24 protein-coding genes and 1 tRNA gene are annotated in these 24,939 nt (G+C 36.9%); 19 read left to right on the plus strand and 6 right to left on the minus strand.

Going from position 1 to position 24,939, the window contains the following annotated elements:
* The first annotated feature begins 32 nt into the window (after nt 1–32).
* From DFQ08_RS01175 to DFQ08_RS01195, 5 genes are all read left to right on the plus strand, one after another.
* Nucleotides 33–986 (plus strand): NAD-dependent epimerase/dehydratase family protein, encoded by a 954-nt coding sequence (locus DFQ08_RS01175; protein ID WP_114307969.1) that lies wholly within the window; start codon nt 33–35, stop codon nt 984–986.
* A 56-nt stretch (nt 987–1,042) separates the two neighbouring features.
* Nucleotides 1,043–3,085 carry a response regulator gene (locus DFQ08_RS01180; RefSeq protein ID WP_114307970.1) on the plus strand — a complete coding sequence of 681 codons (2,043 nt, stop codon included), beginning with the start codon at nt 1,043–1,045 and terminating at the stop codon, nt 3,083–3,085.
* A 430-nt stretch (nt 3,086–3,515) separates the two neighbouring features.
* Nucleotides 3,516–4,331, plus strand: coding sequence for a 5' nucleotidase, NT5C type (locus tag DFQ08_RS16290; protein WP_245935344.1), 816 nt, complete (start codon nt 3,516–3,518; stop codon nt 4,329–4,331).
* A gap of 89 nt (nt 4,332–4,420) precedes the next feature.
* On the plus strand, nt 4,421–4,906 hold the full coding sequence (locus DFQ08_RS01190) for a DUF6557 family protein (protein ID WP_114307971.1): 486 nt from the start codon (nt 4,421–4,423) through the stop codon (nt 4,904–4,906).
* 22 nt (nt 4,907–4,928) lie between these two features.
* Nucleotides 4,929–5,243 carry a hypothetical protein gene (locus tag DFQ08_RS01195; protein ID WP_220235569.1) on the plus strand — a complete coding sequence of 105 codons (315 nt, stop codon included), beginning with the start codon at nt 4,929–4,931 and terminating at the stop codon, nt 5,241–5,243.
* A gap of 301 nt (nt 5,244–5,544) precedes the next feature.
* Here the strand turns inward: DFQ08_RS01195 and DFQ08_RS01200 are convergent.
* The 3 genes from DFQ08_RS01200 to DFQ08_RS01210 form a co-directional block, all read right to left on the minus strand.
* Nucleotides 5,545–5,618, minus strand: a tRNA-Asn gene (locus tag DFQ08_RS01200).
* Nucleotides 5,619–5,712: 94 nt separating this feature from the next.
* Nucleotides 5,713–7,059, minus strand: a complete 1,347-nt coding sequence (gene rseP / locus DFQ08_RS01205; protein ID WP_114307972.1) for an RIP metalloprotease RseP — start codon at nt 7,057–7,059, stop codon at nt 5,713–5,715.
* Between the two features lie 95 nt (nt 7,060–7,154).
* On the minus strand, nt 7,155–9,089 hold the full coding sequence (locus tag DFQ08_RS01210) for a M1 family aminopeptidase (RefSeq protein WP_114308643.1): 1,935 nt from the start codon (nt 9,087–9,089) through the stop codon (nt 7,155–7,157).
* An 84-nt stretch (nt 9,090–9,173) separates the two neighbouring features.
* Here DFQ08_RS01210 and DFQ08_RS01215 point away from each other — a divergent pair, with 84 nt between their 5' ends.
* From DFQ08_RS01215 to DFQ08_RS01230, 4 genes are all read left to right on the plus strand, one after another.
* Nucleotides 9,174–9,854: an SCO family protein gene (locus DFQ08_RS01215; RefSeq protein WP_114307973.1), complete on the plus strand. Its 681-nt coding sequence runs from the start codon at nt 9,174–9,176 to the stop codon at nt 9,852–9,854.
* Between the two features lie 97 nt (nt 9,855–9,951).
* Nucleotides 9,952–10,179, plus strand: coding sequence for a FeoA family protein (locus DFQ08_RS01220; protein ID WP_181858342.1), 228 nt, complete (start codon nt 9,952–9,954; stop codon nt 10,177–10,179).
* Entirely contained in the window at nt 10,172–12,271 is a 2,100-nt protein-coding gene (gene feoB, locus DFQ08_RS01225) for a ferrous iron transport protein B (protein ID WP_114307975.1), read from the plus strand. The genes DFQ08_RS01220 and feoB overlap by 8 nt, the downstream gene beginning before the upstream one ends.
* A gap of 57 nt (nt 12,272–12,328) precedes the next feature.
* Nucleotides 12,329–12,469 carry a FeoB-associated Cys-rich membrane protein gene (locus DFQ08_RS01230; protein WP_114307976.1) on the plus strand — a complete coding sequence of 47 codons (141 nt, stop codon included), beginning with the start codon at nt 12,329–12,331 and terminating at the stop codon, nt 12,467–12,469.
* A 308-nt stretch (nt 12,470–12,777) separates the two neighbouring features.
* Here the strand turns inward: DFQ08_RS01230 and DFQ08_RS01235 are convergent, their stop codons facing one another.
* Together DFQ08_RS01235 and DFQ08_RS01240 are read right to left on the minus strand one after the other, a co-directional pair.
* On the minus strand, nt 12,778–13,587 hold the full coding sequence (locus tag DFQ08_RS01235) for a DUF6503 family protein (RefSeq protein ID WP_147269426.1): 810 nt from the start codon (nt 13,585–13,587) through the stop codon (nt 12,778–12,780).
* Nucleotides 13,588–13,705: 118 nt separating this feature from the next.
* Nucleotides 13,706–14,365, minus strand: a complete 660-nt coding sequence (locus tag DFQ08_RS01240) for a metal-dependent transcriptional regulator (protein WP_262508875.1) — start codon at nt 14,363–14,365, stop codon at nt 13,706–13,708.
* A 103-nt stretch (nt 14,366–14,468) separates the two neighbouring features.
* Between DFQ08_RS01240 and DFQ08_RS01245 the strand changes: the two genes are divergently transcribed.
* From DFQ08_RS01245 to DFQ08_RS16060, 6 genes are all read left to right on the plus strand, one after another.
* Nucleotides 14,469–16,721 carry a TonB-dependent receptor gene (locus DFQ08_RS01245; protein ID WP_114307979.1) on the plus strand — a complete coding sequence of 751 codons (2,253 nt, stop codon included), beginning with the start codon at nt 14,469–14,471 and terminating at the stop codon, nt 16,719–16,721.
* Nucleotides 16,722–16,761: 40 nt separating this feature from the next.
* Nucleotides 16,762–17,673, plus strand: a complete 912-nt coding sequence (locus tag DFQ08_RS01250) for a metal ABC transporter solute-binding protein, Zn/Mn family (RefSeq protein WP_114307980.1) — start codon at nt 16,762–16,764, stop codon at nt 17,671–17,673.
* A complete protein-coding gene (locus DFQ08_RS01255; protein ID WP_114307981.1) occupies nt 17,673–18,407 on the plus strand; it encodes a metal ABC transporter ATP-binding protein in 735 nt (244 codons plus the stop codon). Before DFQ08_RS01250 ends, DFQ08_RS01255 begins: the two co-directional genes overlap by 1 nt.
* A gap of 108 nt (nt 18,408–18,515) precedes the next feature.
* A complete protein-coding gene (locus DFQ08_RS01260; protein ID WP_114307982.1) occupies nt 18,516–19,643 on the plus strand; it encodes a metal ABC transporter permease in 1,128 nt (375 codons plus the stop codon).
* Nucleotides 19,636–20,796: a metal ABC transporter permease gene (locus tag DFQ08_RS01265; RefSeq protein ID WP_114307983.1), complete on the plus strand. Its 1,161-nt coding sequence runs from the start codon at nt 19,636–19,638 to the stop codon at nt 20,794–20,796. Before DFQ08_RS01260 ends, DFQ08_RS01265 begins: the two co-directional genes overlap by 8 nt.
* A 62-nt stretch (nt 20,797–20,858) precedes the next feature.
* Nucleotides 20,859–21,008, plus strand: a complete 150-nt coding sequence (locus tag DFQ08_RS16060; protein WP_181858343.1) for a hypothetical protein — start codon at nt 20,859–20,861, stop codon at nt 21,006–21,008.
* Between the two features lie 20 nt (nt 21,009–21,028).
* On the opposite strand, the gene DFQ08_RS01270 is transcribed toward DFQ08_RS16060, so the two are convergent.
* A complete protein-coding gene (locus DFQ08_RS01270) occupies nt 21,029–21,805 on the minus strand; it encodes a TerB family tellurite resistance protein (protein WP_114307984.1) in 777 nt (258 codons plus the stop codon).
* 431 nt (nt 21,806–22,236) lie between these two features.
* Here DFQ08_RS01270 and DFQ08_RS01280 point away from each other — a divergent pair, with 431 nt between their 5' ends.
* The 4 genes from DFQ08_RS01280 (at nt 22,237) to DFQ08_RS01295 (ending at nt 24,930) form a co-directional block, all read left to right on the plus strand.
* Nucleotides 22,237–22,650, plus strand: a complete 414-nt coding sequence (locus tag DFQ08_RS01280; RefSeq protein WP_114307986.1) for a BrxA/BrxB family bacilliredoxin — start codon at nt 22,237–22,239, stop codon at nt 22,648–22,650.
* A gap of 93 nt (nt 22,651–22,743) precedes the next feature.
* Complete coding sequence (locus DFQ08_RS01285) at nt 22,744–23,139, plus strand: hypothetical protein (RefSeq protein WP_114307987.1); 396 nt, start codon at nt 22,744–22,746, stop codon at nt 23,137–23,139.
* Nucleotides 23,140–23,190: 51 nt separating this feature from the next.
* Nucleotides 23,191–23,928, plus strand: a complete 738-nt coding sequence (locus tag DFQ08_RS01290; protein ID WP_114308644.1) for a lysophospholipid acyltransferase family protein — start codon at nt 23,191–23,193, stop codon at nt 23,926–23,928.
* 21 nt (nt 23,929–23,949) lie between these two features.
* Nucleotides 23,950–24,930 carry an acyl-ACP desaturase gene (locus DFQ08_RS01295; protein ID WP_114307988.1) on the plus strand — a complete coding sequence of 327 codons (981 nt, stop codon included), beginning with the start codon at nt 23,950–23,952 and terminating at the stop codon, nt 24,928–24,930.
* The last annotated feature ends 9 nt before the right edge of the window (nt 24,931–24,939 follow it).

The raw sequence follows: 24,939 nt of genomic DNA on the forward strand, positions 1-24,939 counted from the left end.
TTATTACTTTTGCAAAAATTTAAATAGCACAAATGTCTTCAAAAATACTCATCATTGGTGCCTGTGGGCAAATAGGAACAGAGCTAACGGCTAAACTAAGAGAACTCCACGGGGTTGACAATGTAATAGCAAGTGATATTAACACAAGGAACCTAGATCTGGTTAACGCGGGCCCTTTTGTTATTTTAGATGCTAAAAATTTTAATGCCATTAAAGATTGCTGCATTAACCACAAGATTGATACCGTGTATCTAATGGCGGCTTTATTAAGCGCAACAGGTGAGAAATACCCTATGGAGGCTTGGGACTTAAACATGAACTCTTTATTTCATGTCTTAAACTTAGCAAAAACCAAACTTATTAAAAAGATTTTTTGGCCAAGTAGTATTGCAGTATTCGGACCAACAACACCAAGAGAAAACACACCTCAACATACCATTTGCGAACCTACAACCGTTTACGGAATTACTAAACAAGTCGGTGAACGCTGGTGCGAATATTACCATGATAAGTACAATGTAGATGTGAGAAGTATTCGTTATCCAGGCATTATTAGCCATAAAGCCATGCCAGGTGGTGGGACTACAGATTACGCCGTTGAAATTTATCATGAGGCCATAAAGCATGGAACTTACGAAAGTTTTTTATCTAAAAATACAAAGCTTCCCATGATGTTTATGGATGATGCCATTAAAGCAACAACAGATATCATGCAAGCTCCGACAGACGCACTAAGCATTAGATCATCTTACAATTTAGCAGCCATTAGCTTTACCCCAGACGCTATTGCTGAGAGCATTAAAGCAGAAATACCTGAGTTTACCATGACTTATAAGCCCGATTTTAGACAAGCTATTGCAGACAGTTGGCCGTCTTCTATTGATGATACCGTAGCTCGAAAAGATTGGAATTGGTCGCATAATTTTGATCTTAAAAAGATGACTTCGGAAATGCTTACTCAATTAAAGAAAAAATATAAGCCCTAATATTTATATAGTATTACATCGTTTTATGCTTATATTGATGAATATATTGTAAATCAATGTTTTCAATCATAACAAAAAAGGAATATAGTATCCCTATTCTATCATTCCTTGCCCTAAATCTTATTATTCTATCCATTTGGAGTATAGCGATTAACACCCAAAAATTAGCCTTAAAAGAGCAAGTAGAAACTCTTGGAGAACTTTTAACCAATAAATTCTACAGTATTGTAAATTCGGACATTGAGCGCTTAGAAAACCTTAAAGACCGCCTGCAAACTACGGATGGCTACTATTTTAAATATTGGGAACATGATGCTGAAACTATCTTAGAACAAAACAAGTCGTTTAAGTTTATAGAATGGATTGATAGTTTAATGATCATCAAAAAAGTTAATCCATTAAAAGGTAATGAGGCCGTTGTAGGTTTAGATATTTCTAAATTAGAATACCGAAAAGACGAATGGATTAAACACCGTTTAGATAGCACCACTAACATTACCCAATGGGCAAAACTCACGCAAGGGGGCAATTCGTTTTTAGTGGATGTCCCCGTCTATTTTAATAATCGTTTTCAAGGCACCATTACTGCTGGTATGGATTTTAAAACAAACTTAGATGCCTATATCAGTAATTTAAAAGACTTTGCTATTGAAATAAGAGACAACAAAGGTGCTGTTTTTTACACTTATAATGAAATTTTAAAGAACAACTCTAATTTAGACTTTCATTATTTTAACAACTTTACCATAGACCACCGCGATAATGAACAATGGTCGATGACCATAACACCAGTGTCGCCTAATTTTCTTATGGATAAGAGCGCATCATTGTTAAATATGCTCTACTTTGGCTTGGTCCTTTCTGCCTTAATGAGTCTATTAATATTCTTCTATTTAAAAGCCAAAAAAGAAGCTTTACGGACCCGTATTAGTTATAAGAAATTAAAACGTGCCAATAAAAAACTAAATAAAGAACGTAATAAGGCCGAAAAAGCTTCCAAGGCAAAGACGGAGTTTTTATCGAATATGAGCCATGAAATACGCACGCCTTTAAATGCCATATTAGGGTTTATTCAATTGCTACAAGATTCAGATAACGAAGCCAGTAATAAGACCTTTCTAGATCTTATGGACAAATCGTCTAAAAACCTCCTCGCCTTAGTCGATGATGTTTTAGATATTGATAAAATTGAATCGCGAGAAACGAGTCTCAACCTCGTTACCTTTAAGCCATCTACTGAAATAAAAGCCATTGTAAGTCAATACACCTCTATCTATAATGAAAAGGACCTTTACCTTAAGTTAAACATTATACAAAGCCACGATGCCACAGTAATTGGTGATGAAGGTAAATACAACCAGATTTTAATAAACCTTATTAAAAACGCGTTAAAATTCACCGTAGCCGGAGGTGTAACCGTAAGCTATGAAGAACATATCCAAAACGAAAACCTACAAGTACAGTTAACCATAAACGACAGTGGTATTGGGATTCCTAAAGATAATTTAACACGGATATTTGAACGCTTTACGCAAATAGATTACGGCTTAAAGAAAAAACATTCAGGAAGTGGACTTGGACTCTTTATTAGCAAAAGCCTTGTTGAACTTATGGGCGGTAAAATTAGCGTAGAAAGTAAACTGCAAGTTGGGAGTCGGTTTACGGTAGACATTCCGTTTACAATTTCAAAAGAATTAAAAGCTGAAGACCTCGAAGCCCAATTGGCAACTATTAACTTAAAAGCCCTTAATGTTCTTATTGTTGATGATAATAAAATTAACATTCTCGTGCTAACTAAAATTTTAGAACAGTTGGGTATTACACCAGATACGGCAGAAGATGGTAAACAAGCTTTAGAAGCTGTTACAAATAACAACTATCAATTGGTCTTAATGGATATTCATATGCCAAATATGAATGGTTACGAAGCCACTAAAATCATCCGAAAAACCAATAAAGATATTGTCATATTTGGCCTCTCCGCTAATGTGACCAAAGAGGCCATTAAACGCTCTGCTGATGTTGGAATGAATGATTACCTCACCAAACCCCTATATAAAGACAAGCTGAAAAAATTACTTATTGATTATTTTTCTTAAATCCAGCTAATAGCAAGCTCCTACAACCCTACACCTTCTTAAAGCCCATTGTTTTCATTTAATGAGCAACCTTGTGCCAAGCCTTTACATTTAGATAAAGCTCGCTCTTGGTGTTTCGCTACATAGGATTAAACCACAATTTTGAAATTTTTATCCCTATAGTAACACTATCCCTACCCTATGGATACTGTATACTTAGTGTATGCTTAGTGTATGCTTATGCAAAGTCGTAAAGGGGGCTTTAGAGTTCAGTTTACGCTAAAAATAAAATCCTGCAAGTCTACAAAAGGGTTGTGATAGAAGCTTTTTCTTTCGAAACCAAAATCCAAAAAAAATTTAATTGAATCGATTAGTTTTAATTTTCAGAATTCATTATCTTATAGGAGAATTACTACAACGCTAAAATTGGACTAACCTTAAACCTAAATATATGACTACACTTACTATTGGAAAAATTTTAAAAACCTACAAAAACCACCTTACAGATTATGAATTAAAACAATTAAAAAAGATTCAAACCGAACAAACAAGCTTTTCAGAACAAGTACAGGCTTTAAAGTCAGCCTTATTTGGAGAAGAGTGGGATTTTATGATGCGTGAAATTTCTGATGACGGCAACCCCATGTCAGATGCCTATACAGACCGCGTTAATAAAAAAAGAGCCGCTTTTGGCGTTGGCCCCATTAATGACGATGGTTTTCCAACCGACGACAGCTCTCAGCTGTTCTGTGAAGAAGTGGTAAGACACTCCAAAAACTATAAAGAACTCCTTGAGCTTAAAAGGAAGAAAGCCAAACAAATTGTATTTGTGGATATGGATAACGTTTTGGTGAATTTTCAATCAGGAATTGATAGAATTTCAGAAGAAGAAAAAGAGCAGTATAAAAATGATTTAGACAATGTACCTGGTATATTTTCTCTAATGGACCCGTACGAAGGCGCTATTGAAGGCTACCAATGGCTGGCTAAAAACTTTGATACCTACATCTTATCTACAGCACCTTGGAAAAATCCTTCCGCATGGACCGATAAACTCTTATGGGTACAAAAACACCTCCCAGAAGTGGCCGAAAAAAGACTCATACTATCGCACAACAAACAGTTAGCGCATGGAGACTTCCTTATTGATGACCGTACCGCAAATGGCGCTGGAGATTTTAAAGGCAAACATATTCACTTTTGCGCCGAAGACAAGGGATTTAAGGATTGGAAAGCTGTAGTGTCCTATTTAAAAAATCTAGCTTAAGCCTTGAGCAACACAATTAAACAGAACAACAATGCAGGCCATGTATTATTATGTAAACCTCGCCTGCTAAAAACCTTATTAAAGCGCCTATGACTCTACATCAACTTATAAAAACCAATGCATGGCCAAAGGTCTCGGTAAAACTTCTGGAATTATACCCAAAAAGTAAAGCAAATCTTCTAGATTACAAGTTAGTGTATGAAGAATTAGGGAAGATGAAACCCCAACAGTCCGATTTTACTCTCATTATCTCTAAAGAAATTGATGACGACGAGGAATTTATAGACGTTTCGGGACTTCATAACCAACCTAAAACAGAAGAAGAGAAATACCCCCAAGCTTTAGAATTTTGTCCTTGGAGCGATTGGCTTGGTATGGCTGTTTCTAAAGATAGTCTCAACACCTACTCGGAACTAGATATTATTGCTTTTTGCCTTTATGAAATGACCTTTATAAGCTTTTTAGAAGCGGATATTGAACAAGCCAAAAACACCATGAAATCGGTAGGAAAAACAGATGAAGTAAAAGAATTTGTCACTTTAGAAGAGGTTTTAAATGTTCTAAATGAAAAATAACAACTTAAATCTAATTATATAAATGAAAAACGAAAACACAACAAATAAAATTATGAACGAAAAATTTAAAGATTTACCCGTAGATGAAGACACACAAATTATTTTAAGCTTTGCAACTAAAGTAGAACATTATGATGTCGTTTACCAAAAGTGGTATTGGAGCGGGATTTATGCAGAGAGTATTATTTTCTGCAATGAAGATGTAACTCCGTTAAGTGAAGAAGAAATTAAAAAAGAAGTTGCTGAAAATACAGCCTTGCTAAAGGACAACTCACAAATGACAATAAAAAGAGGAGATAAATACACCTTTGTAAATTTTAATTTCATTACTGAATAAAAAAAACATCTCCTAAAAGGCTAGAAAGCCTTCACTTTCTTCACTATTAATGTTATCAAACAGTTTTACAGCCTTAAAAGAACATGCACTTAGCTATGATTGGTCAACGATAGCATTGACCTTAATGGGAAACTATCCTGATACAGAAAAACAGATAAAGCAATTCTAAGTCCATAGCCAGTTTAGGCTATTACCTAGCGTGTACATACGCACGGCAAACTTACTTTTACATAAAAACAACCGAGGTATATAAACACAAAAAAGCCTCTACATTTCTGTAAAGGCTTTTGATTTAAATAAGCTCCTCTTCTTAGGCTCGAACTAAGGACCCTCTGATTAACAGTCAGATGCTCTAACCAACTGAGCTAAAGAGGAAGGTTATTTTTTTCGCGTTTGCGAGTGCAAATATATAACGCATTTTCGTTTCCACAAAACATTTTTGATATTTTTTTAAAAAAAATTTCAAAATTTAGTTTGTGACCGCTTTAAAGATGTCATTACCATTGGCAAATAACACTAAAGCGATTAAAATAAAGAACCCTACCATTTGTGCGCGTTCTAAAAACTTTTCGCTTGGCTTACGTCCTGAAATCATTTCATATAATAAAAACACCACATGGCCACCATCTAAAGCCGGAATAGGCAATAGGTTTAAAATAGCTAACATGATTGATAAAAAGGCGGTAAGACCCCAAAAGTAAGGCCAGCTCCATGCACTTGGAAATTGATCGTAGATGGCTTTAAAACCTCCTAAGCCTTTGTAGGCTCCGGTACTCGGATTAAAGATCGCCGCTAACTGATCAAAATAGTTGGTAATGGTTTTTGTAAACTTACGTCCTCCGGCAGAAAAACTTTCTCCAAAAGAATATTGCTTACGTGTAACTTCTAAATAACCCAATTCATCAAAACGACTAAAATTGTTAGTCCAAGGACGAATTCCAAATTTACCTTCTTCATCGAGTGCCAACTCTTCTTTAACAACACTATTATCTGGTTTTAAAACTTCAACAGTAACCGTTTCATTTTTTAAATCCTTCGTAAAGTTTTCAACCTGATCAAAATATTTAATTTCGGTACCATTAATACTTGTAATGATATCACCCATTTTTAAATCTTTCTTGGCATTTAAAGACGAATCTGCAACTTCACCCACCATAAAGGGCACACGATACTCAAAATTAAGCTTACTCTTACTTGCTGAGTATTGCCCTAAAAAGTCTTCAGGTAAGGTCATCACCTTCTGTTCTCCGTTACGTTCTATAGTAATGGTTTCTGCACTAATAAGATTAAACCCAATATCAGAATCATTAACAACAGGCGTATCATTAATACTTAAGATTTTATCTCCGGTTTTAAAACCAATCTCTAATAAGGTTGGGTTATCAATCCAGTATCCATCTTTTAGACTGTCTACTTTTACATCAGAATCGCCATAAGCAAATGAAACAGCAACATAAATAACATAAGCGAGGATAAAATTCACAGTAACCCCTCCTAACATTATAATAAGACGTTGCCAAGCCGGCTTAGAGCGGAACTCCCACGGTTGTGGTGGTAAGGCCATTTGCTCCTTATCCATGCTCTCATCAATCATCCCTGCAATTTTAACATAACCTCCTAAAGGCAACCATCCGATACCGTAAACCGTATCGCCGATTTTCTTCTTGAAAAGTGAGAATTTCACATCAAAAAAGAGGTAAAATTTTTCAACCTTAGTTTTAAAAAGTTTTGCTGGCACAAAGTGTCCTAACTCGTGCAATACAATTAGTAAAGATAAACTCAGTAAAAATTGAGATATTTTTATAATAAAGTCCATGTATTATTTTTCAAATTTCGATTTGCAAAAGTAAGGATTTTATATGACATGCGAAGGGACAGCGCCCAAGACAATCGATTAAAATTCAGCCTGCTTTATTTTTTTACAATTCTTTTGTTAATGATTTGGGTTTCTGTTTCAAACTGTATAAACAATAGCCCGGGAGCAATCCCTGAAATATCTATTTCCGAAGCCCAATCTTGAACCTGCAATAACTGCCCCAATTGGTTATAAATTGAAATTTGATGCACCACTACCTCATCTGGTTTTTGTACATACACTTCGGAACTTGAAGGGTTAGGATATAAGGTTATAACGGTGTTTCGTATAAAATCTTCAGTTCCTAAGGTTACACTATTCTGTTTAGAAATTAAATGGTAATCCGGATCAAACAGCAATTCTGAAATTTCAAAATCTACAGTTTCAATAAAAGTTTCATTATTACTTTGATGGTTTAATACAAGGTCTAAAATTTCCCCGCCTTCGCCCAAAACTCTAATCGGTACTTTAGCTTCAAAGAAATCTACAGAGCTATCACTTTGGGTTTGACCCAAGGTTACGGATAAGGCATTTCCATTTTGATTCCAATTAACTTGATAGCTCGGATACCCCTCATTATAAATCCAATCTTGAAAAAAACCGTCTAAGTCTTGCCCTGTTGAAGTTTCCATCACGCCAATAAAATCTTCTGTTTTTGCATAATCAAACGCTAAATCTGGTGCTACTAAATAATCTTGTAAACCTTGATAAAACGCAACATCCCCTAAATGCCTACGCAGTTGGTGCAATACCATAGCTCCTTTGTTATAACTTAAGCGACTGCTAAAAATTCGGCTTATACTTAAGGTATCTTGGTCCGTTAAATAAACCGCACCATTGGGTTGGGAGGTAATACTATTAATGGTTTGCTGTCTCCAGGTTTTAAAACTAGCGTCACCATCAAGGTCTTCAATAACGAGTCCGGATAAATAAGTTGCAAAGCCTTCATTTAACCAAATATCTTTCCAACTACCACAGGTAATTTTATTTCCAAACCATTGATGCGCTAATTCATGCGCAATAAGTCCTCGACTAAACGATCCCATAAAAGAAACCGTAGTATGCTCCATACCGCCGCCCCAGCCAAATTGGGCATGGCCATATTTTTCATCCGCAAAAGGATAAGGTTCAAAACGCTCCGTAAAAAAGTTCATAATATCTACCGTAACCGCAGTACTTACTTGCGCACTGGCTAAGTTTTCGGGATACACATAATTAACAATGTCGAAAGGCGCTCCTCCGTTGGCCACTTCATGGGCGTATACCTCATAGTTGGTCACCGCCAAGGCAATTAAATACGCCGGAATAGGATGACGATGCTTAAAATGCGTCACTTTTTCAGCGCCTATCAAAGTCTGACTTTGCTCTAAACCATTTGACACCGCAATATAACTCTCATTAGAAGGATTATAGGCCGGAGTGGTAATATGAACATCTATTGAATCTATCTTATCGATTAAATCTTGCTTACAAGGCCACCATCCTTTAGCACCATAAGGCTCGGAAAGCGTCCAAATAATAGGATCTCCGTTATGGGTGGTTTGCTCAAAAGAATCAAAACCAGAACTAACAGGATCTCCCGCATAACTCACCGTTAAAGAATCTAACACGCCTTGGCTTTGTACAATTGGTAGCGTAATAACCAACTCGTCATTAGAATTTTGAGCATAGCTCAACGTAACACCGCGTTGTACAACCTGAGACACCAACATATTATCCACCAAATCAAAGGTAATTTCCGTCATATCTTCTTTAGCCTCAAAATAGGTGGTGATGGCCCCAGAAATAGAAGCCTCTGAAGGATCTACATTTAGTTCTAAACGATGGTATTTTACATCGTAATTTCCTGTGTTGGCATTTTGAGAATTCATCATTTGTTGCATTGCGGATTTGGCTTCAGAAGCTCGCACCTCTTCTAAGGTTTTCTGAAAATCTTGCGCAGCAATTTGTAAGGTTAACAAACCAATAACGGCGCATATAAATGGTTTCATAACAGCAGTTTTTAATGTTAAAAATAAGGTTTTTCTTGAGATACCATTGTATTTTTGTACTTCATACCTCTTAATACCCATAGCATGTCATTTCTTTCCTTTTTTAAAGATTATAAAAAGTTTGGTATCTTTTTTTCTATACTATCACTGCTTATCCTCGCAATTATCTACAATATTTTAAATGTAAAACAACACCTTCCTATTTATCAACCCGGAATGGTGAGCGAGGAATTAGTAGACAGCAGCATTCAGCATCAGTTAAAATACCATACTATTGCAGATTTTAGTTTAACCAATCAAAACGGAGAAACCATTACCCAAGACAATTATAAAGATAAAATCTATGTGGCGGATTTTTTCTTCACCACCTGCCCTACCATTTGTCCTATTATGACCAAAAATATGGTTAGGGTGCAAAACGCTATTAGCGATTATAAAGATGTGATGTTACTCTCGCACTCCGTAACGCCAAAGATTGATAGTGTGGCTCAGCTTAAAAAATACGCGTTAGAAAAAGGCGTGGACGATAAAAAATGGAACCTTGTTACAGGAGATAAGAAGCAAATTTATGAACTAGCAAGAAAAAGTTACTTAGCCGTAAAGACTGATGGTAATGGCGATGAATATGATATGATTCATACAGAGAACTTTATGCTTATTGATAAAAAACGTCAAATTAGAGGCTTTTACGACGGCACAAATCCTGAAGATATAGACCGTCTTTTAGAAGATATTGAAACGCTGCGCTATTTTGAGTCCTCTTAGAAAACAACAAAGCCGTTAAATATTCCCTATCACGCTTCTTACACTAATAAAATTCTCTTATTTTTGCTTCTTTAAAACTATTCTAAATAAGCCAAGGTTGACATTAGCAGAATTAAAACGCGGACAACAAGCCATCATCACTGATGTGTCTTCTATTCATATTCCTTTAAAACTCCTAGAAATGGGCTGTTTACCAGGTAATTCGGTAGAACTTGTGCAAGTGGCACCATTTGCAGATCCGATGTACCTTAACATCAATGGCTCTCACTTAGCTATTAGAAAAGAAACCGCTATTCATATTATAATTGAAACCGTGCATGAGTAAGCAAATTAACGTCGCTTTAATAGGTAACCCTAATACTGGAAAAACCTCTGTTTTTAATGCCCTAACAGGTTTAAATCAGAAGGTTGGAAATTATCCTGGTATTACGGTTGAAAAAAAGGAAGGTATTTGCAAACTACCTCGCGGCGTCAAAGCCCATATCATTGATTTACCAGGAACGTATAGCCTAAATGCATCGTCCTTAGATGAAAATGTGGTGATTGAATTGCTTCTTAACAAAAATGGTAAAGACTATCCTGATTTAGCTGTGGTGGTCAGTGATGTAGAAAACCTTAAACGAAATCTTTTACTATTTACACAAATTAAGGATTTAGAAATTCCAACCATTTTAGTGATAAACATGTCAGACCGTATGGCCTATAAAGGCATCACCCTAGACATTGCTTACCTAGAAAAAGAACTTAAAACTAAAATTGCCTTAATTAGCACCCGAAAAAATAAAGGGATCTCAGAATTAAAAGAACTGCTTACCCATTACAAAGAAATTTCGGCAGAGCCTTGTCTAAATGCTTCTGAAATTGATACTTCTTATTTCAATAACTTAAGAAAAGCCTTCCCTAACCAATTATTATACAAACTTTGGTTGGTGATTACCCAAGACGTTAACTTCGGAAAAACCGACCGAAAGACTTATGATGCGGTTGAAGATTTTAAAACCAAATCTAAAGCCGACTTAAAGCGTTTACAGCAAAAGGAAACCATTAAGCGGTATCAATTTATAAATGAAACCTTAAAAAAAGGACAAACCATTGACCTTAAATCAGCAAAGGACTTAAGAATCAAATTAGATCGAATTTTAACGCATAAAGTTTGGGGCTATTTAATTTTTGCTGTTATCCTACTCACTATTTTTCAAGCAATTTACGATTGGTCTAGTGTTCCTATGGATTTCATTGATAGCTCATTTGCTGCCTTAAGCGAATGGGTAAAAGTGACTCTCCCAGAAGGCGCCTTTACCAACCTACTTGCAGAGGGAATTATATCGGGTCTTGGAGGTATAGTTATTTTTATTCCACAAATTGCATTCTTGTTTTTATTCATCTCTATCCTTGAAGAAAGTGGATATATGAGTCGTGTGGTCTTCTTAATGGACCGTATAATGCGACGTTTTGGATTAAGCGGAAAAAGTGTTGTGCCTTTAATCTCAGGGACGGCTTGTGCGATTCCTGCTATTATGGCCACTCGTAACATTGAAAGCTGGAAAGAACGTTTAATTACCATATTAGTGACACCGTTCACCACCTGTTCGGCAAGACTGCCTGTTTATTTAATAATCATTGCCTTAGTGATTCCTGAAGGCCGTGTGTTAGGCCTAAGCTATCAGGCTTTAACCTTAATGCTGCTGTACCTTATTGGTTTCGGCGCCGCAGTAGGCTCGGCTTGGATCCTCCATAAAATTATGGGCCAAAAGAGTAAAAGTTTCTTTGTGGTAGAAATGCCTAATTATAAACTTCCTTTACTTAAAAACGTGGCATTAACCGTTTTAGAAAAAACAAAAGCCTTTGTCTTTGGTGCAGGTAAAATAATCTTAGCGATTTCCATTGTACTTTGGTTTTTAGCCTCTTACGGTCCTGGTGATAATTTTAATAATGCTGAAAATATTGTTACTGAAAAATACGCCTCACAGAACTTAAGTGAAGACGAGCTCAACCAAAAAATAGAATCTCAAAAACTAGAACATTCTTATATAGGTATTGCGGGTCATGCTATAGAACCTGCCATTAGACCTTTGGGTTACGATTGGAAAATTGGAATTGCTATTGTTAGCTCTTTTGCAGCTCGTGAAGTCTTTGTGGGAACCCTAGCCACGATCTATAGTGTAGGGAGTGATGAAGAAGAAACCATTAAAAACCGAATGGCCGGAGAGGTTAATCCTATATTGGGTGGACCCTTGTTTAATTTTGCTTCCGGAATCTCCTTATTGTTGTTTTACGCCTTTGCTATGCAATGTATGAGTACCTTAGCCATTGTTAAAAAAGAGACCAATTCTTGGAAATGGCCGCTCTATCAATTAGTTATTATGAGTGGTTTTGCGTATCTTGTAGCTTTAGTGGCTTACCAAGTCTTAATTTAGAGATAACGGCTTACAGAATTTAAGTCCTTTGTCTTAAACGTTATTTAAAAGTCTTCTATGAACACTATTATTCAAAATATCCTCGTTTATATCGCCGTAGGCGCAGCGGTACTATTTCTTGTTAAGAAGTATGTATTACCGATGAAGAAAAAATCGACAAAAGCTTGTGGTGGTGACGATGGCTGTGGCTGCCATTAAAACCTCACCTCATAAAGTTACAAGTTAAAGCCTGAATAAGGCATAGCCATGCTTTAACCACTTCAGAAAAAACAACCTTTTATCGCGAAAAATTCAGGACTAATCCTAAAGCTTATTTTATTGGCTACTTCTAAATAAAGCCACATGTTTCAGGTTGAAACTTGATGTATCACCGCGTAGAAATACAACATTCCTATTTAAATAGAAGCAAAAAAAACATCTCGGCTTTACACCATAGTTTTACCACACTAACCAACGAAACACTTTGAAAAGTGCAGCATGGCGCTATACTAGAGATTATTAGATGCTTATTTCTCAATAAAATTTTCTGGAACTTTAAACGTCTCTTCATCGAGCGTTACAAACTTTACATTGCTTAAGGTCGCATCACCGATAACTTTACCAATACCTCCGGCTTTCGTCCACTCATAAAACTCCCATTGGTGCGCGACTGGCACCCCATCGATAGTTTTGTAATCTGAATAGCCAATGGCATGCGGATCAGACTCAGCAGCTTCTTTAGATTTATTAACCGTTACAATATAGCCTACATAATCAATCATATGTGTTTTAGGGTCGCTATAAACTACGTACCAATCATCTGGAGCATCTCCTGTATTGGCTTCAAACGTAAGCGTTTGAGCATTATAGATTTTATCTTGAAGTTTTAAAGATTCTACATCCGACCAAATAGTTCCATCATCACTTAATTTATTCGGAAATAACAAAAAGTACATCCAAGTATAAGCATCAAAACGCACGGCTTTCTCATTGACTAAATCTGGAGAGTGAAACACCTTATCATCTTGATAATAAATAAACGTTCCATCATTTAAGGCGATTTTCCCCTGTGTAGAATTGGTTAAATAAGTCATCGTTGCATTTAAACGTTCCTGACCTCCAAAATTAATTACAATATCGGTCTGTATTGCCGCCTTAGACAAAAATTCATCTTTATTATAGGCTTTCTCTATGGTTTCAATAGGAGAAGCAGGTTCTTGTTCTATAATTAACTCCGGCGTTTCCTCTACAATAGGAGACTTATTCTCATTTTTACAACTTGAAAAACAAGTGAGTAGCAACATGCAGTAAAAACTAGATTTCAAAATATGTGACATGGAATACGGATTTATAGGTTAAGAATGTTTTCAAAAATAGAACGTCAACGCAACAACAAGTGCGTTGGGCGACTAAATTAATACAATTTTAACTTTTAAAGCCTAAAAATGAGTGGTATTAGCCCTCAATTTTCTTTAAATATAAATTTTTAGCCACACTATAAGAGACTACAATTTCAGCATGTTCTAAAGCTAATTTCACAGAATGATCAAAAGGCTCTTTGTGCAATACTTTCATAATGGTGCCTAGAGCAATCTTATTACTGTCTAAATATTTTAAGAAATTAGAAGACGTATCATCAACCCCAATACATTTGTAAGTGGCCCCAACTTCGGCTTTAGCCAAAACAATTTTTTCTAAAGGTTTAAAATTTCCTTCTTTATCGGGAATAGGATCGCCATGCGGATCGTAAGTAGGAAACTCTAAGAAGGCATCCAATTCGTCCACCAACTTATCTGACTTAATATGCTCTAAATGCTCGGCGACTTCATGCACCTCATCCCATGAAAAATTTAATTTCTCAACTAAAAAGACTTCCCATAAGCGGTGTTTTCTAATAATATTGACAGCGACACGCCTACCGTCTTCCGTTAAAGTTACACCCTGATATTTTTTATAATCGGCATAATTCTTTTCCGATAATTTTTTAATCATATCGGTTACAGAAGAAGCTTTGGTCTGCATCACCTCAGCAATAGCGTTAGTATTAACGGTTTTTTCACCATTAGTACTTAAATGATAAATGGTCTTTATATAGTTTTCCTCTGTAAGTGTGATCATAAACTGAAATGTGAACTACAAATATAGAGAACTTATCTTTCTTAAAATATTTTTAGACAACTCTAAAAATATTTTTATATCTTAGCAAAAATAAATCAAGATGAAGCTAATTAATTATATTATATTTCTTTTAATTACCTCAGCAACAGCTCAAACCACGTACAAAATTCAAGGAAAGGTATTTTCAGAAGGGGCACCACTCCCTTATGCAAATATTTATATTGAAAATAGCATTAAAGGCAGCACTACTAATTCAGAGGGTGTATTTACGCTTCAAGACTTACAACCCGGCACCTATACCATTGCAGCATCATTTACAGGATTTAAACTTCAAAAAAAAACCATCACCATTCAAAATAAAGACCAAAATCTTGTTTTTAATCTTATTGAAAGTGATGCATTAAGCGAGGTTATTGTCACCGGAACGCTTAAAGCCGTATCTCGCTTAGAAAGCGCCGTGCCCGTAGAAGTTTACAGCACTACCTTTTTAAAGAAAAACCCCACGCCTAATATTTTTGAAGCACTTCAGAATGTTAATGGCGTACGCCCCCAATTAAACTGTAATGTCTGTAATACTGGAGATATTCATATTAATGGATTAGAAGGACCTTACACTTTAGTACTCATTGACGGGATGCCCATTGTTAGTGGACTTTCTACCGTTTATGGTTTATCCGGAATTCCCAATTCACTTATTGAACAAATTGAAATTGTAAAAGGTCCAGCCTCCTCTTTATACGGCAGTGAAGCGGTTGGAGGCTTAATCAATATCATTACCAAACACCCGGATAACGTCCCGCATTTTTTTGCCGATACTTTCCTAACCGGCTGGGGCGAGCTTAACCTGGACGCCGGATTTAAAGCAAAGGTAGGCGAAAAGGCAAGTGTTTTAGTCGGCACCAACTACTTTAGATTTAACGAACGCATTGATAATAACAATGATAATTTTACAGACCTTACACTGCAAGACCGCATTTCGGTATTTCAAAAATGGGATTTCAAACGTGCTCATAATCGAAAATTCTCCGTTGCCGGACGCTATTTTTATGAAGACCGTTGGGGTGGCGAATTACAATGGAATAAAAACTTTAGAGGTGGCGACGAGGTTTATGGTGAAAGTATCTACACCTCGCGTTTTGAGCTATTAGGAAACTACCAATTACCATTAAGCGAAAAGGTTAACTTCCAATTCTCGTATTCGGACCACGACCAAAATTCAGTCTACGGAAACACACCCTACATCGCACAGCAGCGCATTGGTTACGGGCAATTTATTTGGGATAAAACCCTTTCTAATCACGATTTCTTAGTTGGTGCTGCCCTGCGTTACAACTATTATAACGATAATACCACAGCCACCACAATAGCCGATGAAACAACCATACCTTCGGTGTTTGTTCAAGATGAAATTACCCTTCATTCTAAGCAAAGTTTACTCTTAGGCACCCGATTAGATTACGACAGTAGGCACGGTACAATTTTCACCCCAAGACTTGCCTATAAATTTAAACCTACCGATACCGATATTATTAGATTAAATGCAGGAACAGGTTTTAGAGTTGTAAATCTTTTTACCGAAGAACACGCGGCATTAACTGGCGCTAGAGATGTAGTGATTGAAGAAACATTAAATCCGGAAAAGTCATTTAACCTTACCTTAAACTATTTGAAGAAACTCTACCTTAAAAACGGCATGTACTTCACCTTTGACACCTCAGCCTGGTACACACATTTTACCAATGCTATTATTCCAGATTACGATAGCAATCCCAACCTCATCATCTACGACAACCTTGACGGTTACTCCACCTCTAAAGGTTTTAGTTTTAATGTAGACGCCGTTTTTGCAAGTGGCATTAAAGCGTCTATTGGAGGAACCCACCAAGATGTTTCACAAACCGAAAATGACATTACCACAAGACAAATACTAACGGAACGCTTCTCTGGGGTTTGGTCTTTCAGTTACAAACATTACCCTACCCATCTAACCTTAGATTATACCGGAAGCCTTTATGGCCCTATGCGATTACCTTTGTTAAGCGACCTAGACCCAAGGCAAGACTATTCGCCTACATGGAGTATTCAGAATATACAACTGACCTTCGATGGCTTAAACAATTTAGAACTTTATGGCGGTGTAAAGAACCTATTAAACTGGACCCCAAACAAGGGCAATCCTTTTATTATTGCTAGAGCTGACGATCCTTTTGATGAAAATGTGGATTTTGATGCTAGTGGCGATGTTATTGCCACCGCAGACAACCCTTATGCCCTAACCTTTGACCCCTCTTATGTCTATGGTCCTAATCAAGGAATTCGATTATTTTTTGGAATGCGATATCACTTCAATTAATCATTCATTTTTAGTACCTTCGTAATAAATATTTAGATTTATGAAAAAAATGATTTTCCTATGCGCTATCACGCTCATTTTTATGGCTTGTACGGATAAGACTAAAGATGACGGAAAACTAAATATCGTTACCACAACCACTATGGTTACCGATTTGGTACAACATATTGGTGGTGATTTAATCCATGTGAATGGCCTTATGGGTGCTGGTGTAGATCCCCACCTCTACAAAGCCAGTGAAGGGGATGTTTCTAAATTGGTTAATGCAGATATCATTTTCTATAACGGATTACACCTTGAAGGGAAATTGGTAGAAGTGCTTGAAAAAATGGAAAGCGTTAATAAAACCACTATTGCCTTATCTGACGCCTTAGACAAAAACACTTTAATCGGTTCGGAATATTTTGCTTCTAACTACGATCCGCACGTGTGGTTCGATATCGAGTTTTTTAAACGTTTTGCGCAAAAAACGGCGGCCGTATTATCAGAAAAAGATCCTACTAACGCCGCACAGTACGAAGCCAATAAAGTTGCATACGTCCAAGACTTAGACCAACTTCAAACTAAGATAAAAGCAACGATAGCCACACTTCCTGAAGAAAAAAGGATCTTAGTTACCGCTCATGATGCCTTTAATTACTTCGGAAAAGCCTACGGTTTTAACGTTGTAGGTCTGCAGGGAATTTCTACCGCTACCGAAGCTGGCGTTCAAGATGTGCAAAAATTAGCTACTTTTATTATAGACAAACAGATTAAAGCTATCTTTATTGAAAGTTCTGTACCCAAGCGAACAATTGAAGCCCTACAAGCTTCTGTAAATTCAAAGGGACACCATGTAGAAATTGGCGGCACGCTATATTCTGATGCCCTTGGAAATGCCGGTACTACAGAAGGAACTTATATTGGAATGTTTGAATACAATGTGAATACAATTGTTAATGCCCTTAAATAATGGATAAAATAGCCGTAAAAGTTGACGATCTTACTGTAGCCTACAATTACAAGCCGGTCCTTTGGGATATTGATTTAGAAATTCCTGAAGGCGTTCTTATGGCCATTGTTGGCCCAAATGGCGCCGGGAAATCAACTTTAATAAAATCTATATTAGGCATTTTAAAACCTATCGCTGGTAGTGTTTCCTTTTATGGTAAACCCTATAGCAAACAACGTCAATTGGTGGCTTATGTTCCCCAAAAGGGAAGTGTAGATTGGGATTTCCCAACCACAGCCTTAGATGTCGTGATGATGGGAACCTACGGAAGTCTGGGCTGGATAAAACGTCCGGGGCAGAAAGAAAAAAAATCAGCCTTAGAAGCTTTAGAAAAAGTCGGGATGTTAACCTTTAAAAACCGACAAATTAGTCAGCTCTCAGGAGGACAACAGCAACGGATCTTTTTAGCACGGGCCTTAGTTCAAAATGCTTCAATCTATTTTATGGATGAACCATTTCAAGGTGTAGATGCGACAACAGAAGTTGCCATTATCAATATTTTAAAAGAATTAAGACGGGCCAATAAAACGGTTATTGTTGTTCACCATGACCTACAAACAGTTCCGGAATATTTTGATTGGGTGACGTTTTTAAATGTAAAAAAAATTGCTACAGGTCCTGTTAAAGATATTTTCAATGATGATAATTTAACAAAAACCTATGGCATTAATTATAAAGTTAGTATTCAAGAATAACCTCTAATACCACCGAGACTATCAGATTTTAAAACACGGTGATCCGCAAAAAAAATGAACAACCAAATACCATAACGCTACATAAGCGCTTCAATTTTACCATACGCATTGGACATTACAACATACATAGAATTAGTATTTTCAGACTACACTCTTAGAACCATTACGCTAGGAACAGCTATTTTAGGTGCCATCACCGGAATGCTTGGAAGTTTTGCCGTCCTTAGAAAGCAAAGTTTATTAGGAGATGCCATATCACATGCAGCCTTACCAGGTATTGCTATCGCCTTTTTAATAACCGGAGCAAAAGACAGTAATACTCTATTAATTGGTGCTTTGGTTAGTGGACTTGTAGGGACATTTTGGATTAAGAACATCGTCACCAAAACCCACCTGAAATCGGATACCGCTCTAGGCCTCATCCTATCTGTGTTTTTTGGATTTGGAATGCTCCTTCTTACGTTTATTCAGAAACAACCTAATGCCAACCAAGCCGGCTTAGACAAATACCTCTTTGGGCAAGCGGCTACCTTAGTAGAAAGTGATGTTTGGATGATGGCTATTATTACAGGAGTTTGCCTTTTAGTGATGCTAACGTTTTGGAAAGAATTTAAAATACTCCTCTTTGATGCCGATTATACCAAAACATTAGGGTTTAACACCCGAATTATAGATATTCTCATTACCGTTTTCATTGTTTTAGCCATTGTTTTAGGCTTGCAAACTGTTGGCGTTGTTTTAATGAGCGCTATGCTATTAGCTCCTGCTGCTGCTGCAAGACAATGGACCAATAGTTTATCTAAAATGGTTGTTTTAGCCGCTGTATTTGGTGCCTTCTCTGGTGTTTTTGGAACCGCCATTAGTGCCAGTCAGAATAATTTATCTACAGGTCCCGTAATTGTACTTGTCGCTAGTGTGTTTGTAGCCTTCTCCTTTATCTTTTCACCCAGTCGTGGCTTATTATTTAAACAAATTAGAGTTATAAAAAACAGACGGGATTTAGAATTGCATAAAACCTTAGCTTTTATGTACCACATCGCAGAAACTCATGAAAATATTTCTCACCCACACACGGTAAAGCTGCTTAACAATTTTCAAGGTTACACAAAAAGTACCCTTCAGAAATTGGTCGATAAAGACTACGTAAAACTTAATGGAAACATGTGGAGTCTAACCCCAACAGGGTTTGAAACTGCAGCCAATTTATATACTAAACAGAGCACAAACGATGAATAGCGCCCAATTAGAAATACAGCTCATAGCTAGTTTAGTCGCCATTGCCTGCGCCATCCCTGGAACATTTTTAGTGTTACGGAAAATGGCTATGATTAGCGATGCCATTAGTCACGCTATATTACCGGGTATTGTGGTTGGTTTTTTTATTACGCAAGATTTAAATTCTCCCCTACTTATTCTACTGGCTGCCTTAACCGGAATAATCACCGTAGTCTTAGTAGAATACATTCAAAAAACAGGCTTAGTAAAAGAAGATACCGCCATTGGCTTAGTCTTCCCTGCGTTATTTAGTATTGGGGTGATTCTTATTGCTAAAAATGCGAATGACGTTCACCTCGATGTGGATGCCGTTTTATTAGGCGAACTGGCTTTTGCACCTTTTGACCGTCTTTTATTTAATGGCATTGATATAGGCCCTAAATCACTTTGGGTGGTTGGCCTTATTTTATTAGTTACGGTGTCTTTGTTAATCCTATTTTTTAAGGAGTTAAAATTAAGCACGTTTGACGAAGGCTTATCGGCCTCACTTGGGTTTTCGCCTGCCATTATCCACTACGGACTCATGTCTGTATCTTCAGTAACCACCGTAGGCGCTTTTGATGCTGTCGGGGCTATTTTAGTGGTAGCGTTGATGATTTCACCAGCAGCTTCAGCTTATTTACTGACTACAGATTTAAAAAAGATGCTCGGTTTAGCCATCAGTTTTGGTGTGTTTAGTGCCGTGTTTGGCTATTGGGTCGCCCACTGGTTAGACGCTTCAATTGCAGGATCTATAACCACGGTTCTTGGACTTGTGTTTTTACTAGTGTATTTATTTGCTCCTACCAAAGGAATAATTGCCGTGATGTACCGAGAAAGACAACAGCAAATTGAAGTCTCTTTATTGACCTTTCTACTGCATTTAAAAAATCATGATGAACTTGAAGAGCGCCACGTCAACCACCTTTATGAACATATTAATTGGCAGAAGGTGCGTGCCAAAAGCGTTTTAGATTTAGCACAAAAGAACAATATGATCCGTCTGGATAAAAATATCGTGTCTTTAACTGAAAAAGGAGATCAATTTACCTCTAAAGCCATTGATTATATCATGACTAATGAAGATGCCCAAATTGAAGATATGAAGGCCGATTTCTTTTTATTCCGAGGCTAATCGTATAAAATAATTGAAAGTATAATCCTTACAAAGCGACTGAGCTTCATATTTAAATTCTTATGACAGTACTCAACTATATTACCGGAAAGAATGGCCTAATTATTCTAGGCTTTATTGTACTATGCGTTTATAGCTATAATAAATACCGCACACAACGTTACTTTAAGCATATAGAGAAACGACAAAAAGAAAAAGACAACAAGGCCTAAACCATCAGGCCCTGTAGCGCTTATTTAAAACCGCGCTCTTTCTGAATGTGCTCATAAGACTCTTGTACCTGTCTAAATTTAGCTTCTGCACCTTCACGGTGTTCTTCACCTAAATGCCCCACACGGTCGGGATGGTATTTTTTTGCCATAGCACGATAAGCTTTTTTAACCTCAGCATCAGAGACCGACTTATCAATTTCAAGAATTTTATAGGCATTATCGCTACTGTTATAAAACATCGCTTTTATACTTTGATAATCGCGGTTGCTTATCCCTAAATAGCCTGAAATTGTAAAAATCTGCTGCAATTCATCTTCAGTTACCAAGCCATCCGCTTTTGCTATTCCGAATAAGAAATGAAGCAATTGTAAACGCGACGCATGGTCCATCATTTGCTTTATCTGTAAACACACCTGACGGGTTGAAATCTCTTGCTTATTAATACGCTTAAACAATTCAAAAGCCTTATTAGCTCTATCCTTACCATACATATTAGCAAACTGTTGACGTACAAAATCGAGCTCACGTTGGTCTTGCACACCATCAGCCTTAATCACCACCGAGGCTAAGATTAATAGACTTACTTCAAAATCCCCAGATTGTGTTCTTGGCTGTTGCCGTGTTCCTGTAGAACGATAAGGATCACTTTGCCTTCCCGTTTGACGATCACCAAGTAAAGGCGCACTTTTATCGGCAATATTATCAACAAAACTCCCTAAGGCTAATCCTATAATGGCGCCTATTGGACCTCCAAACGACCATCCAATTGCACCACCAATCCATTTTGCAAAACTCATATATTCTCTTTAATTTTTTAAGGCTGTAAATATACCACGAACCTATTAAAACGTTTGGTCTTTAAGTGAAAATTAGGATTTCAGAGACCACAAAATTTAGCTTTAAAAAGTATTCGCCTAACATTTACAACAGATTATTAGTAGAAGAGATTTACAACTTGTTACGAAACAGACTTGAAATTATAGATTTTATTGAATTTAAAATTAAGATTTCAAAAAAACTAGAACGACCTTTTACGCTCTCCTGTTACAATTCCCTTAAGCAAGCCGGTATCTGATGAAGGGTTTGTTTTACTTTTAGATAGTTAAGTTATCCCTAAGCGATAGTGTTCTACAATAGCACTATTTAATCTGCCTACTAAAGACTGTAGGCTGCCTATTAATTTTACTTATCTTTGCATTTCAATTGAGATTAATTAAAATTAAAAAATATGTATCCAGCAGAATTAGTAAAACCAATGCGTGAGGATTTAACCAACGTCGGTTTTGAAGAATTACACACTACAGAAGCTGTAGATAACGCGATTGCAAAAGAAGGAACAACCTTAGTGGTGGTAAATTCGGTTTGTGGTTGTGCCGCTGCCAATGCTAGACCTGGCGCTCGTATGAGTATTCAGAATGAAAAAAGACCGTCTCATTTAGTGACTGTTTTTGCTGGTGTAGACAAAGAGGCTACCAATAAAGCAAGAGAATACATGATTCCTTTCCCTCCTAGCTCGCCATGTATGGCTTTGTTTAAGGATGGCGAATTGGTACACATGTTAGAGCGTCACCATATTGAAGGGCGTCCTGCAGAATTAATCGCAGAAAACCTTAAAGATGCTTATAACGAGCACTGCTCTTAAGCACTAGCTTTTACAAGACTTAAAAACCACGATATTATCGTGGTTTTTTTATTTTAAGACCGTCTTACGTTCTATCTTAGTAAAAACGTTTTTATGCAGTTTCGTTATCTCATTTTTCTATGGCTTGCGCTCCTCTTGGTCACGGCTTGTACCGATGAAAACCATGATGATCATATGAACTGCACATCACTACTACAAGATTTAGTGGAGCAAAAAGCCTTTATAGAAAGCTATGCTCGCAGCGCTATTTGTAGCGATGAATTTGAATGCCGTTACCTCCCCTTTGGGTCAAAACCTTGCGGTGGCCCTTGGTCTTACTTAATCTACACCACTTCTATAGACACGTTAGAATTGGAGAATCTAGTTAACACCTACAATGAAAAACAGGCTGAATACAACTTAAACTGTGGGGCTATATCCGATTGTTCTGTGGCTATACCGCCCATAGGCTTTAACTGCGAAGACCAAGAGTGTATTCCTATTTTTTAGTACCTGCAACATTAAGATTTTGATTATTTTTGTTTCAATAAATTGAATACTGTGCGAAAATTATTAGCCTACCCGCTTTCTGTTATATTTTATTTATGCTTCGGTTTAACCTTGGTCATATTCCACCCGATACAATGGTTAAGTTATAATCTATTTGGGTATGAAGCCTTAAAAAAAACGGTAGACGCCTTACAGTTTTTTATAATGCGCTGTCTTAATCTCTTAGGCACAAGAATTTCGTTTTACAACCCTTACGAGATCAGCACCGAGCGCCCTATTATTATTGTATCTAACCACCAAAGCATGTTTGATATCTCCCCAATCATGTGGTATTTACGAAAGCATCACGTAAAATTTGTCTCTAAAAAAGAGCTAGGAAAAGGCATTCCTAGTGTCTCATATAACTTAAGACATGGCGGCTCTGTATTAATAGACCGAAAAAATGCCCGACAGTCTTTATCCGCTATGATGACCTTTGGAACTTATATAGAAAACACCAAACGTGCCGCTGTTATTTTTCCTGAAGGCACACGAAGTAAAGACGGTAAACCCAAGCCATTTAAGACCAAAGGGCTAGAAATGCTCCTTAAAAAAGTCCCTTCTGCACTTATCGTTCCGGTCACCGTTAACAATTCTTGGAAAATGCTACGCTATGGTAATTTTCCAATGGGTATAGGAAATCATATGACTTTTACTGTTCATAAGCCCCTAGAAATTGTTAACTTTACAGATAAGTCCGAATTAATTCAGCAAGTTGAAAACACAATTGTTGGAGCCATTGAACTATAATCATCTAAAAAATCACAAAAGATGTCATTAAAAAACGTAAGATTAGAGGTCATGAAACATCTTGAAAAAGATGTCGATTCTCTTATAGAAAAATATTTAATTCCTGTTGAAAAAATCTGGCAACCCACAGATTTCTTGCCCGATTCTACAAAAGATACATTTTTTGAAGAGGTCAGAGAAATTAGAGAACTTTCTAAAGAGCTTCCTTATGATTTCTGGGTGGTTTTAGTCGGTGATATGATTACTGAAGAAGCCCTCCCAACTTACGAATCTTGGTTAATGGATGTTGAAGGTGTAGACCAGGTAGAAAATAATGGTTGGTCCACTTGGATCCGTCATTGGACAGGAGAAGAAAACAGACATGGTGATGTTTTAAATAAATTTTTATACTTATCCGGACGAGTAAATATGCGCGAAGTTGAAAAAACTACGCAATATTTAATTAACGACGGATTTGATATTGGAACGGGTAGAGATCCTTACAAAAACTTTGTATACACAAGTTTCCAAGAGTTAGCCACTTATATTTCTCATAACCGTGTGGCTAAGATTGCCAAGCAAAAAGGCAACAAACAACTGGCTAAAATGTGTAAAATTATCTCTGGTGATGAGATGCGTCACCACCACGCCTACTCTGAATTTGTAGAGCGTATTTTTGCCGTAGATCCAAGCCAAATGATGATGGCGTTTTACGATATGATGAAGCGTAAAATTGCGATGCCGGCCCATTTCTTAAGAGAATCTGGTGAGAGTATTGGTACCGCTTTTGAAGAATTTTCTAATACAGCACAACGTATTGGTGTGTATACGTCGAATGATTACGTAGACATCTTACAGAAACTTTTAGACCGTTGGGAAATTGATAAAATTACCGGACTTACAGACGAAGCTGAAAAAGCTCGCGATTACCTTATGAAATTACCGCCGCGTATGTATCGTTTATCGGAACGTATGAAAATCCCAGAAAACTCGTATCAATTTAAGTGGGTAGATCCTGCATAAGCATCACGG

It is taken from the genome of Winogradskyella arenosi (assembly GCF_003337305.1).
In the GTDB taxonomy this organism is placed as follows: domain Bacteria; phylum Bacteroidota; class Bacteroidia; order Flavobacteriales; family Flavobacteriaceae; genus Winogradskyella; species Winogradskyella arenosi.